12 protein-coding genes and 1 pseudogene are annotated in these 14,438 nt (G+C 71.0%); all 13 read left to right on the top strand.

What is annotated here, in order from left to right; genetic code table 11:
• The first annotated feature begins 823 nt into the window (after positions 1–823).
• On the top strand, positions 824–1,675 hold the full coding sequence (locus IFT79_RS10110) for a hypothetical protein (protein WP_192123916.1): 852 nt from the start codon (positions 824–826) through the stop codon (positions 1,673–1,675).
• 4 nt (positions 1,676–1,679) lie between these two features.
• Complete coding sequence (locus IFT79_RS10105; RefSeq protein ID WP_342211816.1) at positions 1,680–2,672, top strand: HAD-IIA family hydrolase; 993 nt, start codon at positions 1,680–1,682, stop codon at positions 2,670–2,672.
• A gap of 48 nt (positions 2,673–2,720) precedes the next feature.
• Positions 2,721–2,939, top strand: a complete 219-nt coding sequence (locus IFT79_RS10100; RefSeq protein ID WP_192124010.1) for a hypothetical protein — start codon at positions 2,721–2,723, stop codon at positions 2,937–2,939.
• A complete protein-coding gene (locus IFT79_RS10095; RefSeq protein WP_192123912.1) occupies positions 2,936–3,751 on the top strand; it encodes a TlyA family RNA methyltransferase in 816 nt (271 codons plus the stop codon). The genes IFT79_RS10100 and IFT79_RS10095 overlap by 4 nt, the downstream gene beginning before the upstream one ends.
• Before the next feature lie 5 nt (positions 3,752–3,756).
• The gene (locus IFT79_RS10090; RefSeq protein WP_233568379.1) at positions 3,757–4,740 is read left to right on the top strand and encodes an NAD kinase; all 984 of its coding nucleotides are present in this window, start codon (positions 3,757–3,759) and stop codon (positions 4,738–4,740) included.
• Positions 4,737–6,458 carry a DNA repair protein RecN gene (gene recN / locus IFT79_RS10085; RefSeq protein WP_192123910.1) on the top strand — a complete coding sequence of 574 codons (1,722 nt, stop codon included), beginning with the start codon at positions 4,737–4,739 and terminating at the stop codon, positions 6,456–6,458. The genes IFT79_RS10090 and recN overlap by 4 nt, the downstream gene beginning before the upstream one ends.
• A gap of 51 nt (positions 6,459–6,509) precedes the next feature.
• Entirely contained in the window at positions 6,510–8,219 is a 1,710-nt protein-coding gene (locus IFT79_RS10080) for a CTP synthase (protein WP_082452737.1), read from the top strand.
• On the top strand, positions 8,216–8,788 hold the full coding sequence (locus tag IFT79_RS10075) for an NUDIX domain-containing protein (protein WP_056044878.1): 573 nt from the start codon (positions 8,216–8,218) through the stop codon (positions 8,786–8,788). The genes IFT79_RS10080 and IFT79_RS10075 overlap by 4 nt, the downstream gene beginning before the upstream one ends.
• A 49-nt stretch (positions 8,789–8,837) precedes the next feature.
• Entirely contained in the window at positions 8,838–9,761 is a 924-nt protein-coding gene (gene xerD, locus IFT79_RS10070) for a site-specific tyrosine recombinase XerD (protein WP_123569910.1), read from the top strand.
• 186 nt (positions 9,762–9,947) lie between these two features.
• Entirely contained in the window at positions 9,948–10,847 is a 900-nt protein-coding gene (locus tag IFT79_RS10065; protein WP_056044876.1) for a ParA family protein, read from the top strand.
• Entirely contained in the window at positions 10,831–11,685 is an 855-nt protein-coding gene (locus IFT79_RS10060; protein WP_192123909.1) for a segregation/condensation protein A, read from the top strand. The genes IFT79_RS10065 and IFT79_RS10060 overlap by 17 nt, the downstream gene beginning before the upstream one ends.
• Positions 11,675–12,313 carry an SMC-Scp complex subunit ScpB gene (gene scpB, locus IFT79_RS10055; RefSeq protein ID WP_192123907.1) on the top strand — a complete coding sequence of 213 codons (639 nt, stop codon included), beginning with the start codon at positions 11,675–11,677 and terminating at the stop codon, positions 12,311–12,313. The genes IFT79_RS10060 and scpB overlap by 11 nt, the downstream gene beginning before the upstream one ends.
• Positions 12,303–13,097 (top strand): annotated as a pseudogene (locus IFT79_RS16395) (pseudouridine synthase); the annotation flags it as partial. The gene scpB and the pseudogene IFT79_RS16395, both read left to right, overlap by 11 nt.
• Positions 13,098–14,438 lie beyond the last annotated feature (1,341 nt).

The raw sequence follows: 14,438 nt of genomic DNA, 5'->3' as shown, positions 1-14,438 counted from the left end.
GGGGGACCTTGTGGGAGAGTAGGACACCGCCGGACTCCTTTTAGTGCGAACAGCACACGAAACACCAGAAGAGCCGCCCCAGTTGGGGCGGCTTTTCTGCGTTACGGGACGATTCTCGCCCAGCCGAACCGCGCCTCCTGCAGTCGTGGTCGCTTTGGTAGAGTCGACCCTTCACAACTCGACAGCTGGCAGAGAACAACAGAGGAGCACTTCGGTGACTGATCGCGACGACGACGACCGCAAGGACGGCCCACGCCGTCCCTCCTCGGGCTCTGGCAGCGGGGGAGTGAACCGCGGTGGGGGCACAGGCCGACCCTCGTTCGGTGACCGGGGCCGATCGTCGAGCGATCGCCCGGCCGGCGGGCGTCCTCCGCGCGGCGAGCGTCCGTCCGAGGGACGTCCCTCCAACGGACGCCCCAGCGGGGGGCGACCCTCGAGCGGCGGGCCACAGCGCGGGGATCGTCCGTCCTCCGGTGATCGGCCGCAGCGAGGGGATCGTCCCTCGTATGGTGACCGGCCTCAGCGGGGAGATCGTCCGTCGTCGGGCGACCGTCCGCAGCGCGGTAGTCGCCCGGGTGGCGACGATCGTCGCGGAGCAGGGCCTCGTGCCGGTTCGACGGGACGTGGTGACCGTCGAGAGGGCTGGACGCCCCGCGAGACCCCGGAAGACCGTGACCCGTTCGGCATCAAGTCGGTCCGTCCGGCGCAAGAGGTCGCGCACGTCCCGGATGACGTCGAGCCCCGTGATCTGGACAAGGTCGCCCGTGGTGAGCTCAAGACGCTCAGCAAGGAGAACGCGGACTGGGTGGCCAAGCACCTGGTCATGGCTGGTCGTCTGATCGACGAGGACCCGGAGGAAGCCCACAAGCACGCCCTCTCGGCGGGACGTCGGGCCGGGCGCATCTCCGTCGTCCGCGAGACGATCGCCATCACGGCCTACCAGGTGGGGGACTACGCCCTCACCCTCCGCGAACTACGCACCTACCGTCGCATCTCGGGCCGTGATGACCAGTTGCCTCTCATGGTCGACAGTGAACGAGGTCTGGGTCGTCCCGAGCGGGCGCTCGAGCTCGGGCGGTCCGTCGACGTGTCGACACTCGACGTCCAGGTGCGCGTCTCACTGGCCATCGCGATGTCGGGTGCCCGTCTCGACCTCGGCCAACCCCAAGCTGCTCTGGGCGAGCTCGAGATCCCCCAACTCGACCGGACGAAGGCTTTCAGCTACAGCCCGGCCCTCTTCGCCGCCTACGGCACGGTCCTCGAGGATCTGGGTCGCCCCGACGAGGGGGAGAAATGGCTCGAACTCGCCGACCGGGCCGAGGACGCTCTCGCGGCCCTCGAACACGGTGGCGCCGACGGCGAGACCGTGGAGATCGTCGAGGAGGACGTCGAATTCTCCGACGAACGACCCGTCGCCCTTGACGAGCCCGCTGAGCTGACCACCGAAGATGCCGATGAACCGACGTCTGACGAGTCCGGTGAGCCGGCACTCGGCGAGCCCGGCGGGGTGTCAGCGGAGCCTCAGGGCGGCGCCGACGACCTGGACGGACCCGAGCAGCGTCCGGACGATCAGACGGACGAGCAGCACGACGAGGAGCAGGGCCACCACGATGAGACTGCCGATCCCGAGACGGCCCCGCAGGGCACGGGCCACGTCGACGACCACCGTGCCTGACGCGGTGACGCCTCTCGACGGCGTCGACACCGTCCTCGCCGACCTCGACGGGGTCGTCTACCGGGGGCGGCACGCCATCGACCACGCGGTCGAGAGTCTGACGGATCTGGCTCGCACCCGTCGGGTCGGGTACGTCACGAACAACGCGTCGCGGACCGCCGAGACGGTGGCCGGTCAACTGGCCGGTTACGGACTCTCGGTGGACGCGGACGACGTGGTGACGTCCCCGCAGGCCGCCGTGCGCCTCCTCGTCGATGCCGTGCCCGCCGGCTCGACGGTGCTGGTCGTCGGCGGCGAGGGCCTGACGTCGGTGCTCGAGGCCGAGGGCTTCGTCGTCACCCGTTCGGCCGACGACGCGCCCGCGGCGGTCGTGCAGGGTTTCAGCCCCGACGTCGGATGGGCGCAGCTCGCCGAGGCGTCCTTCGCCTTGCACACGGGCATCCCGTGGATCGCGACGAACACGGACTGGACGATCCCGCAGGAGCGTGGTGTCGCGCCCGGCAACGGAACGCTGGTGTCCGCGGTCCACACGGCCGTCGGGCGCCTGCCCGTGACCGCCGGCAAGCCCGAGACCCCGATCTTCACCGCGGCCGTCGAGAGGTTCGGGGCGACGAAGGCCGCGTTCATCGGGGACCGGCTCGACACCGACATCGTCGGCGCGAACGCCGCGGGACTCGTCTCGATCCTGGTGCTGACCGGCATCGACGGCGCGAAGCAGGTGCTCGCCGCCGACGCGAAGTCCCGGCCGGACTTCATCGTCGGCGACCTCCGTGAGTTGGACCAGCCGTACCCCGACACCGTCGAACACGACGAAGAGGACGTGCACGTCGTCACGGTCCGTGGGGCGAGCGTCGCCGTCCGCGGTCACGTGGTGCGGGTGTTGTCCGACGGAGGCGACCCCGTCGACCTGCTGCGCGCGGGGGCCGCCGCGGTGTGGGGGACAGGCAAGGCCATCTACGGGCTCGACGTCGACCCGAAGCTGCACGCCGACGGCTGATCGCTCCCGACCCGACCGTCAGGGGCGGCGGCTAGTCTGGACGGCACCATGAGCGACCATCCCGACGCGACCGTCCGCGGCGACACCGACCTCGACGTCGTGGACGCCGCAGACCGTCAGGAGGCGCAGGTGGCGTCCGCCGAGCAGCTGTCGGGCATCGAGTCCCTCCCCTTGGCCTCGCGGGCCGAGGCCTTCGCCGCGATCCACGACGAGCTCCGCGCCGTGCTCGAGGGCACCACCGACGACATCGGTCAGGGCGGTCGATGACGGCCGCCGAGGCGCCGGGGGATCGACTCGACTCGGTCCTCGCCCGGCGTGGTCTCGCCCGGTCACGGACGCATGCCGCCCGCTTGCTGTCGGACGGATTGGTGACCGTCAACGGCGTGGGGGTGGTCAAGGCGTCCGCTCGGGTGGGCGAGTCGGACGACGTCGCCGTCGCCGGCCTCGACCACTACGTGAGTCGTGCGGCACACAAGCTCCTCGGCGCGCTCGACGCGTTCGGGGTCGACCCCACGGGCCGGACGGCCCTCGACGTCGGAGCGTCCACGGGCGGGTTCACGCAGGTCCTCCTCGAGCGCGGGGCCGAGCACGTGGTCGCCCTCGACGTCGGCCACGGTCAGTTGGCCAACCCGGTTCGTTTCGACCCGCGGGTCACGATCGTCGAGGGCGAGAACGCGCGGTACCTGACGGCCGAGCGGTTCGCGGCGTTGACGACCCGCGCCTCCTCGGTGTCGCTCGTGGTGGCCGACGTGTCGTTCATCTCGCTGACGATGGTGCTCCCCGCACTCATGGCGAGCGTGGGTGTGGACAACGACTTCGTCCTGCTGATCAAGCCGCAGTTCGAGGTCGGCCGACAGGGCGTCCGGGAGGGTCTCGTGCTCGACCCCGTGCTGCGGAACGAGGCCGTCACCACGGTGTTGTGGGCCGCCCACGACCTGGGGCTCGGCACGGCCGGGCTCATCTCGTCCCCGATCGTCGGCGGCTCGGGCAACCGCGAGTACTGTGTGCACTTCTCGGCCTCGGTCGGGACGAATCCGACAGAATGGCTCAGCACGGCCGACAGCTTGACGAGAGGGTGAACGACATCTCTTCGACACGACACATCCTGGTCGTCTCGCACACGGGGCGTCCCGACTCCATCGACGCCGCCCTCGAGGTCTGCGGGCTGTTGGGCGACGCCGGTGTGGTTCCCGTCCTTCCCCGCGACGAGTGGGACGACATCCGTCGGGCACAGCCCACGGCCGCCATCGACGACGTCGAGATCCTGTTCGACGGCGTGGCCTGCGACGACCTCGAATGCGTCATCGTCCTGGGTGGCGACGGCACGATCCTCCGTGCCGCCGAGTTGATCCGCGGTACCCGCGCTCCCATCGTCGGCGTCAACCTCGGCCACGTCGGGTTCCTGGCCGAGAGCGAGCGCGACGAGATGGCCGACACCGTCGCCCGCGTCCTCGCGGCCGACTACGAGGTCGAGGAGCGGTTCGCGCTCGACGTCAAGGTCACCAACGGTGACGAGGTCGTCTACGAGACCTGGGCCATGAACGAGGCCACGGTCGAGAAGGCCTCACGCGAGCGCATGCTCGAGGTCGTAATCGAGGTCGACGGTCGTCCTCTGTCGTCCTTCGGCTGCGACGGCGTGGTCATGTCCACGCCGACCGGCTCGACGGCCTACTCGTTCTCGGCCGGCGGCCCGGTGGTGTGGCCTGCCGTGCAGGCGTTGCTGCTCGTGCCGCTCAGTGCCCACGCGCTCTTCGCCCGACCACTCGTCGTCGGGCCCGACTCGGTGCTCGCCGTCGAGGTGCTGAGCCGCACGGACGCTCGCGGCATCCTGTGGTGCGACGGTCGCCGAGAGCACGACCTGCCCCCGGGGGCCCGGGTCGAGTGCAGCCGCTCCGACCAGCCCGTGCGACTGGCCCGCCTGCGGACGGGCCCGTTCACCGATCGCCTCGTGGCCAAGTTCCAGCTCCCCGTCACGGGCTGGCGCGGACCGGCCACCGTCGAGGACGTCGCCGTCGGGGCCTCCATCACCCCGACCACGTCCGATCCGGCCCGCGAGGGCGACCGATGATCGAAGAGATCTCGATCCGCGACCTCGGCGTGATCGGTCGCGCGACCTTGCCGCTCGGCCCCGGATTCACGGCCGTCACCGGCGAGACGGGGGCGGGCAAGACCATGGTCGTCTCGGCGCTCGGCCTGCTGCTCGGTCAGCGTGCCGAGAGCGGCGTCGTCCGCTCGGGCAGCCCCCAGGCCGTCGTGGACGGGCGCTGGCTGGTCCCCGCCGAGGGGGCCATCGTCGAGCGCGTCCGGGACGCGGGCGGCGACGTCGACGACGGCGAGCTCTTCCTCAGTCGTGTGGTCTCGGCCGAGGGACGTAGCCGTGCGGTGGTCGGCGGACGCACGGCCCCGATCGGCGTGCTCGGCGACCTCGCCGACCACCTCGTGGTGGTCCACGGCCAGTCCGAGCAGATCCGACTGAAGTCCGCTGCCGCCCAACGCGCGGCCGTCGACGCGCACGGCGGGGCCGCCCTCGCCGAGGCCGCCGCACACTACCGTGGCGCGTACGACGCCTGGCTGGCCGCCCGAGCAGAACTCGACGAGATCACCCGCGACCGCGACGCCCGACGTGACGAGGCCGACACCCTGCGGGCCGCGATCGACGAGATCGAAGGCCTCGCCCCCGTGGCCGACGAACTCGACGAGCTCGATGCCGCGGCCGAGCGACTCAGCAACGCCGAAGACCTCAGGCTGGCAGCCGGCCTCGCCCACGAGGTGCTCTCGACCGACGCGGTCGACGGGACCCGCGACGTCGTCTCCCTCGTGGAGGAGGCACGCCGTCAGATCGAACGCGTCGCCCCGCACGACCCGGCGCTCGAGCCCATCGCCGACCTGCTGGCCGAGGTCAGCGTGCAGGTCGGCGAATCCGCCTCCCGCCTGTCGAGCTACCTCGGCACCCTCGACGCCGACGTGGCCGTCGAACTCGAGTCGGTGCAGACCCGCCGCGCGGACCTCGCCGGGCTCGTCCGCAAGTACGGCCCCACCCTCGACGACGTCATCCGCCTCCTCGACGACGGCAGCCGACGCCTGGTCGAGCTCGACGGCGACGACGACCGCCTCGCGCACCTCGACGACGAGGTCGCCGAGCTGCGGGCCGAGGCCGAACGACGGGCGGGCGTCCTCGGGGACCTGCGCCGCGCCTCCGGGGCCGACCTCTCGACGCGGGTCAGCGCCGAGCTGAGCGCCCTCGCCATGACCGGTGCCGAGATCGTCGTCGAGGTCTCGCCTCGGGACGAGCTCGGGACGAGCGGCGGCGACGTCGTCTCGCTCCTGCTGAGGCCGCACCCCGGCAGCGAGCCCCGCCCCCTCGGCAAGGGCGCGTCCGGCGGCGAACTCTCGCGCGTCATGCTCGCGCTCGAGGTCGTCATGGCCGGGTCGAGCGACGTGCCCACCTTCGTCTTCGACGAGGTCGACGCCGGCGTCGGCGGTTCGGCCGCGATCGAGATCGGCCGACGCCTGGCGGCGCTCGCCGAACGGGCACAGGTCATCGTGGTGACGCACCTGGCCCAGGTCGCCGCGTTCGCCACCAACCACCTCCGCGTCGTGAAGGACGCCTCGGGCGAGGTGACGGCGAGCAGCGTGCACCAGCTCGAGGGCGACGAGCGCGTCGCCGAGATGGCCCGGCTGCTCTCGGGACTGCCCGACAGTTCCAGCGGTCTCGAGCATGCCCGTGAACTGCTCGAACTCGCCTCGTCGGCCCGCCGACCGGCCACGGCCGACACACGTTCGTAACAGGCGTGGTCTGTCGGAACGGCTCGGTGTGACATAGGATGGAATCCCGTGGTGAACGTTGAGAACTCGGGTCCAGATGCCAGCACGACGAAGCACATCTTCGTCACCGGAGGCGTCGTCTCCTCCCTCGGAAAAGGCCTGACGGCCGCCAGCCTGGGCAATCTGCTCACGGCCCGCGGGTTGCGGGTCGTCATGCAGAAGCTCGATCCGTACCTGAACGTCGATCCGGGCACCATGAACCCGTTCCAGCACGGTGAGGTCTTCGTCACCGACGACGGCGCCGAGACCGACCTCGACATCGGGCACTACGAGCGGTTCCTCGACATCGACCTCGGTCAGTCAGCGAACGTCACGACGGGGCAGATCTACTCGACCGTCATCGCGAAGGAACGACGCGGTGAGTACCTCGGTGACACCGTGCAGGTCATCCCGCACATCACCGACGAGATCAAACGGCGCATGCGTCAGCAGGCCGACGACGACCCCAAGCCCGACGTGATCATCACCGAGGTCGGCGGCACGGTCGGCGACATCGAGAGCCAGCCGTTCATCGAGGCCGCCCGTCAGGTGCGCCACGAGCTCGGTCGCAAGAACGTCTTCTTCGTGCACGTCTCCCTCGTGCCCTACATGGGCGCGTCGGGCGAGCAGAAGACCAAGCCGACCCAGCACAGCGTCGCGGCCCTGCGCTCGATCGGCATCCAGCCCGACGCCCTCGTGCTGCGCAGCGACCGTCCGGTCAGCGAGAGCAACAAGAAGAAGATCGCCCTGATGTGCGACGTCGACGAGGACGCCGTGGTCAACGCGAAGGACGTCGCGAGCATCTACGACATCCCGGCCATGCTGAACGACCAGGGGCTCGACGCGTACATCATCGACCACCTGGGCCTCGGCGAGAAGGCCGGCGAGGTCGACTGGTCGGGCTGGCAGCCCGTCTTGACCGCCGTCCACGAGCCGAAGCACGAGGTCACCATCGGCCTGGTCGGCAAGTACATCGACCTGCCCGACGCCTACCTCTCGGTCACCGAGGCCCTCAAGGCCGGCGGGTTCGCACACCAGACCAAGGTGTCGCTGACCTGGATCCCCTCCGACGACTGCGAGACCGCCGAGGGCGCCGCGAAGGCCCTCAGCCAGGTGGACGGCATCTGCGTGCCCGGTGGCTTCGGCATCCGCGGCATCGAGGGCAAGCTCGGCGCGCTGCGCTTCGCGCGCGAGAACGGCCTGCCGGCGCTCGGCCTGTGCCTCGGCCTGCAGTGCATGGTCATCGAGTACGCGCGCAACGAGGCCGGCCTGACCGGCGCCTCCTCGTCCGAGTTCGACCCCGACACCGAGTACGCGGTGGTCGCGACCATGGCCGAGCAGGTCGACATCATCGCCGACGGTGACCTGGGCGGCACCATGCGCCTCGGCCTCTACCCGGCCGCGTTGACGCCGGGCTCGCTCGCCGCCGACCTCTACGGGTCCGAGCTGGTGTCCGAGCGTCACCGCCACCGCTACGAGGTCTCGAACCAGTACCGTCAGCAGATCGCCGACGCGGGCCTGCGCTTCTCGGGCACCTCACCCGACGGCACGCTCGTCGAGTACGTCGAACTCGACCGCGACGTCCACCCGTTCTACATCGGGACGCAGGCCCACCCCGAACTGCGGTCCCGCCCCAACGACGCGCACCCGCTGTTCGCCGGGCTCGTGGCGGCGTCGCTCGAGCGCCACGATGCGAGCAAGCTGTTCGCCGACGAAGCCGACGCCGCCGAGGTCGTGGCGTGACCGACACGACCGGTGAGCCGCTCGCCGACGAACCGGCGTCGCCGACGATCACGAAGTCCGAGGTCGTCTTCGAAGGCGCGGTCTGGAACGTCAAGCGCGACACCGTCGACTACAACGGCTCGCCGATGGTGCGCGAGTACGTCGCGCACACCGGTGCCGTGGCGGTGCTGGCCGTCGACGACCAGCAGCGCGTGCTCGTCATCAAGCAGTACCGGCACCCGATCCGCTCCCGCGACTGGGAACTGCCCGCCGGCCTGCTCGACGCCGAGGGTGAGAGCAAGCTCGACGCCGCGAAGCGCGAGCTCGCCGAAGAGGCCGACCTGCAGGCGACGAACTGGGACGAGCTCGTCTCGTTCCACACCACACCCGGCGGCAACGACGAGATGGTCACGGTCTTCCGGGCGACCGGCGTCGGCGCCACGGCGGACGCGTTCGAGCGGAGCGACGAAGAAGCCGACATCGAGAAGCGCTGGGTCTCGCTCGACGAGATCGTCGACGGAGTGCTGGCCGGCCGGCTGCACAACTCGATCCTCAGCATCGCGGCGCTCGCCGCGGTCGCGTCCCGCTGAGGCGTGCGTCGCCGAGGTGGCACGGCGGTCCCGGCCGTAGCCTGACCTCGTGACGATCGAGGAGGCGCTGGACAGGTACCTGAGACACGTCTCGGTCGAGCGTGGCCTCAGCCCGAACACGACCGCCGCGTACCGCCGCGACCTCGTCCTCTGGCGAGCGCACCTGGCGGAGGCCGGACGGCGCACCCTGGACGAGGTCGAGGCCGCGGACGTCGCGACGTTCCCCGCGGCTCTCGCGACCCGCGCCGAGAAGCCGCTCGGCGCCTCCTCGGTGGCCCGGGTGTTGTCGTCGGTGCGCGGTTTCCACCGCTTCGCGCTCGAGGAGGGGCTGGTCGCGGTGGACGTGGCAGCCACCACCCGGCCGCCCAAGCTGCCGAGTCGCCTGCCCAAGGCGATCTCGGTGGGTCAGGTCGAGGCGCTGCTCGCCGCGACGGACGGTGACGAACCGACCCGGCTGCGCGACAAGGCCCTGCTCGAGCTGCTCTACGCGACGGGGGCACGCGTGAGCGAGGCCGTGTCGCTCAACGTCGACGACGTGATCGAGGGCGACGTCGTGCGCCTGTTCGGCAAGGGCAACAAGCAGCGCGTCGTCCCGCTCGGCAGCTACGCGCGCCGGGCTCTCGACGCCTACCTGGTGAGGGCCCGACCGGTGTTCTCGCCGCGGGGAGACCCGACGCCCGCGCTGTTCCTCGGCACGCGCGGGGCCCGGGTGTCCCGGCAGAACGCGTGGCTGATCATCCAGGCGGCGGCCGACCGGGCGCAGCTCGGCGTCGAGGTGTCGCCGCACACGTTGCGGCACTCGTTCGCGACGCACCTGCTCGAGGGCGGGGCCGACGTCCGGGTCGTGCAGGAGTTGCTCGGGCACTCGTCGGTCGCGACGACGCAGATCTACACGCTGGTGACGGCGGACGCGCTGCGGGACGTCTACTCGACGGCGCACCCGCGTGCCCGGTGGGCGTCGTCACCCGCGTGACGACCCGGCGACGACCCGACGACGACCCGGCGCCCACCACGCGGGGACCCGAGGCCGACCCGGCCCCGACCCGGCCCCGACCTGGCGCTGACCAGGCAAAACCCTCAAGCAAGGCATGAGGCTTCCTGGTGACGGGCCGGGCGCGGCAGCCCGTCGGCGTCGGGGGGCGCCGGTACTCTCTTACCCGTGAGCACCAAGCCGACCTCGAGCACCCCCGCCCTCTTCGAGAGCGCTCCGGCGACTGTCCCCGCGAACGGCCCCACCGGGCGCCCGCGCACCGAGTTCCCGACTCCCGCGCCCCTGTCGAGCCACGGCCCGGCCCGCATCATCACCCTCTGCAACCAGAAGGGCGGCGTCGGCAAGACCACCACGACGATCAACCTCGGTGCCGCGTTCGCCGAGTACGGCCGTCGCGTGTTGGCCATCGACTTCGACCCGCAGGGTGCGCTGACGGCCGGCCTCGGCGTGCAGTCGCACGACCAGGCCACCATCTACGACCTGATGATCGGCGCCGTGAAGGACGCGCACGACGTCATCGTGCCCACCCGCGTCGACAACCTCGACGTCATGCCGGCCAACATCGACCTCTCCGCCGCCGAGGTGCACCTCGTCAACGAGGTCGCCCGCGAGCAGATCCTCGCGCGCATCCTGCGCCAGGTCAGCGACGAGTACGACGTCGTCCTGATCGACTGCCAGCCCTCGCTCGGCCTGCTGACCGTCAACGCCCTCACCGCGGCGCACGGCGTGCTGATCCCGCTCGAGTGCGAGTTCTTCGCCCTCCGCGGCGTCGCCCTGCTCGTCGAGACCATCGAGAAGGTGCGCGACCGGCTCAACCCCGCGATCACCCTCGACGGCATCCTGCCGACCATGTTCGACTCGCGCACGCTGCACAGCCGCGAGGTGCTCGAACGCGTCGTCGAGGCGTTCGACGACCAGGTGCTCGAGACCGTCATCGGCCGCACCGTGAAGTTCCCCGACGCCTCGGTCGCCGGCACCCCGATCACCAAGTTCGCCCCCGAGCACCCGGCGGCGCAGGCCTACCGCCAGCTGGCCCGAGAGCTGATCGCGCGTGGTGCCGCGGCCTGAGTCGGCGACCGCCGAGGCCGGCGCCGACGAGACCGCCCTCGCGGGCTCGGAGGTCTCGTCGGGCTTCGAGGTGCGGCTCGAGAACTTCAGCGGGCCGTTCGACCTGCTGCTCTCGCTGATCAGCAGGCGCGAGATGGACATCACCGAGGTCGCCCTCAGCGCCGTGACCGACGAGTTCCTGTCGTTCCTCCGTCGCATCGACACCGACGAGAACCTCGACCAGGCCAGCGAGTTCATCGTCGTCGCGGCCACGCTGCTCGACCTCAAGGTGGCGGGGCTGCTGCCCCAGGGCGAGCTCGTCGACGCCGAGGACGTCGCCCTGCTCGAGGCGCGCGACCTGCTCTTCGCCCGGCTGCTGCAGTACCGGGCCTTCAAGCAGGCCGCCGAGTGGTTCGCGCAGCACGGCGCTGCCGAGGCGGCGCGTCACGCCCGCTCGGTGCGGCTCGAACAGAAGTACCGCGTCACGACCCCCGAGCTCGTCTGGACGCTCTCGCCCGACGACTTCGCGGCGCTCGCCACCCTCGCACTGACGCCGCGCGAGACACCCACGGTCGGCCTGGACCACCTCCACGCCCCCCTGGTCAGCATCCGCGAGCAGGCGGCCGTCGTCGTGGCGCTGCTCCGTCGTGGGTCGGTCCTCACCTTCCGCCAGCTCGTCGCGGGAATCGACGAGAAGGGCGTCGTCGTCGCCCGGTTCCTCGCGCTGCTCGAGCTGTACCGCCACGCGTCCATCTCGTTCGAGCAGGTCGAGCCGCTCGGTGAACTCAGCGTGCGCTGGGTGGCCGAGACCTGGACCGAAGAGAACCTCGCGGCGCTGGGGGCCGACTATGAGGGCTGACGCGACCCGCGCCTCCTCGTCCGTGGGCACGGCCGACGACGACGTCGTCCAGGCCGTCGCCGAATCGCCGTCGTCACCCGATGCCGTCGCACGTCGCCTCGAGGCGTTGTTGATGGTCGCCGACGAGCCGCAGTCGCTCGTCGACCTGGCGACCGCCGTCGGCGCCCCCGTCGCCGCGGTGCGGCAGGCGATCACGACGCTCGTGGCCGATTTCGACGGTGTCGACGGCACGATCCGACGGGGTTTCGAGCTGCGTGAGGTCGGTGGCGGCTGGCGATTCTACGTCCGTGACGAGCACGATCCGGTCGTGCGCGATTTCGTGCTGACGCAGAACCCGACGAAACTGTCCTCAGCGGCTCTCGAGACGCTGGCGGTCATCGCCTACAAGCAACCCATCACCCGCAGCAGCATCGCCCAGATCCGGGCGGTCAACGTCGACTCGGTCGTCCGTACGCTGCTGGGTCGCGGTCTGATCACGGAGTCGTCCACCGACCCCGAGACAGGCGCCATCAACTACGAAACGACAGGCCTCCTCTTGACCCATCTCGGCATCAACTCGCTCGATGAGCTGCCGCTCATCTCGCCCCTGCTCTCGGACGGCCAGGGAGGTTTCGACGATGTCGCGTAGTCAGTTCTCCTCCGACGACTCCGAGCTGGCCTCGGGCGAGCGCTTGCAGAAGGTCATGGCGGCCGCGGGCGTGGCCTCGCGCCGGGTCAGCGAAGACATGATCGCCGCCGGGCGGGTGACGGTGAACGGCAAGGTCGTCACCGAACCCGGCCGCCGCATCGACCCGACCAAAGACAAGATCGTCGTCGACGGCAGCGCCGTGCAGCTCGACGCCACGCGTCGTTACGTCATGCTCAACAAGCCGGTCGGCATCGTCAGCACCCTGAGCGACGAGAACGGCCGGCCCGACCTGCGTCAGTTCACCGAGCAGTACGAAGAGCGCCTCTTCAACGTCGGCCGCCTCGACGTCGAGACGAGCGGCCTCCTCGTGTTGACCAACGACGGCGAGCTCGCGCACGTTCTCGCGCACCCGTCGTTCGGCGTCACCAAGACGTACATCGCGAAGGTCAAGGGCGTCGTCACGCCCGCCGTGCTCAACGAGCTGATGACCGGCGTCGAACTCGACGACGGCCCGATCGCGGCGGACAAGGCGACGCTCGTCGCCGGTGGCGCGGGTCTCTCGCGTTCGTCCGACTCGTCGCTGATCGAGATCACCCTGCACTCCGGGCGCAACCGCATCGTCCGTCGCATGCTCGAGGCCGTCGGCCACCCGGTCATCGACCTCGTGCGCCGGTCGTTCGGCCCGCTGCACCTCGGCACGCTCAAGGTCGGCCACATGCGCTCGCTGACCAAGGTCGAGCTCGGGGCCATCCTCACGATCTCGCGCGACGCCACGGCCGACTCCACGGTCGACGCCGCCCCGATCACCGAAAGCCCCGACGCCCCCGTCGACGAGGCCGACGTCGTCGAGCTGGCCCTCGCCGAGGACGAGGTCGAGAAGGACTACTACGACGAGGACGACGAAGAGTACGATCCCGCGACCGATGCCCGTGCCGAGCGTCGCCGTGCCGCGGCCCGCGACCAGGCCGAGTCGACCTCGCGCCGGGCGCAGGTCCGGCGAGAGCAGGAGGCGCGCCGCGGTCAACGCGACGAGAGCCCGACCCGAGGTGGGTACCAGGGCAACCGGCACGACGGACGCTCGGGCGACGAGCGTCCCGTGCGCGGCTACCAGGGCAACAACGACGACGGTCGCGGACGCGAGGGACGACCGGCTCGCACCGGTTACCACGGCAGTGACGAGCGTCCCGCTCGCGGCGGGTACCAGGGACGTGACGACCGCGGTGGATCTCGTGGTGGCTACCAGGGCCGCAACGACGACGGTCGCGGGCGCGACGAGCGTCCGGCACGCGGCGGGTACCAGGGACGTGACGACCGCGGGGGAGCACGACCGGGCTACCAGGGGCGGAACGACGACGGCCGCGGTCGTGACGATCGCGGTGGGTTCGTGTCTCGCGACGATCGCGGCTCGCGAGGCGGGTTCGTCTCGCGCGACGACCGTGCGCCTCGAGGTGGTGGAGACCGTCCGCTGAGCCCTGGAGAAGAGCGCGCGGCGGGGTACCCGAACCGCGACGCCAACCGCGACCCGCGTACCGGACGCCCCTCGGGCATCCGTGCCGGCGGCAAGGCGACCAACCGCGGATGGGTCGACCGCGGCGCAGCGGAGCGGGGCGAAGACGACCGTGGCGCGCGTGACGACCGTCGTGCCGGTGCCGGTGGCTACACGGGTGGGCGCGATTCGCGCGACGACCGTGGCGGCTCGCGTGGCGGGTACCAGGGCCGCGACGACCGGAGTGGACGTGACGATCGTGCCGGTCGTGACGACCGTGGTGGTTCGCGCGGTGGGTACCAGGGTCGCGACGACCGTGGTGCGTCGCGTGGTGGCTACCAGGGACGAGAACAGCGTGACGACCGCGGAGACTCGCGCGGTGGCTACCAGGGTCGTGACGACCGCGGTGGCTCGCGCGGTGCCGGCTACCAAGGTCGTGACGACCGCGGAGACTCGCGCGGTGGCTACCAGGGTCGCGACGACCGTGGAGGCCGCGACGGGGCGCGCAGCGGCGGCTACCAGGGCCGTGAGCAACGCGACGACCGCGGGGGTTCGCGTGGCGGACCCGCCCGTGGCCCGCGCGACGACCGCGGAGGCCGCGACGACCGTGGAGGCCGCGACGACCGCGGAGGCCGCGAC

This window comes from Frigoribacterium sp. CFBP 8759 (assembly GCF_014841655.1).
Classification (GTDB): domain Bacteria; phylum Actinomycetota; class Actinomycetes; order Actinomycetales; family Microbacteriaceae; genus Frigoribacterium.
This window is presented reverse-complemented; position numbering and strand designations above follow the sequence as displayed.

Bases quoted from the DNA above. Each gene is read 5' to 3' on its own strand.
- IFT79_RS10110 (WP_192123916.1), top strand. From the start codon at position 824: ATGGCTGGTCGTCTGATCGACGAGGACCCGGAGGAAGCCCACAAGCAC.
- IFT79_RS10100 (WP_192124010.1), top strand. From the start codon at position 2,721: ATGAGCGACCATCCCGACGCGACCGTCCGCGGCGACACCGACCTCGAC.
- IFT79_RS10095 (WP_192123912.1), top strand. From the start codon at position 2,936: ATGACGGCCGCCGAGGCGCCGGGGGATCGACTCGACTCGGTCCTCGCC.
- recN (WP_192123910.1), top strand. From the start codon at position 4,737: ATGATCGAAGAGATCTCGATCCGCGACCTCGGCGTGATCGGTCGCGCG.
- scpB (WP_192123907.1), top strand. From the start codon at position 11,675: ATGAGGGCTGACGCGACCCGCGCCTCCTCGTCCGTGGGCACGGCCGAC.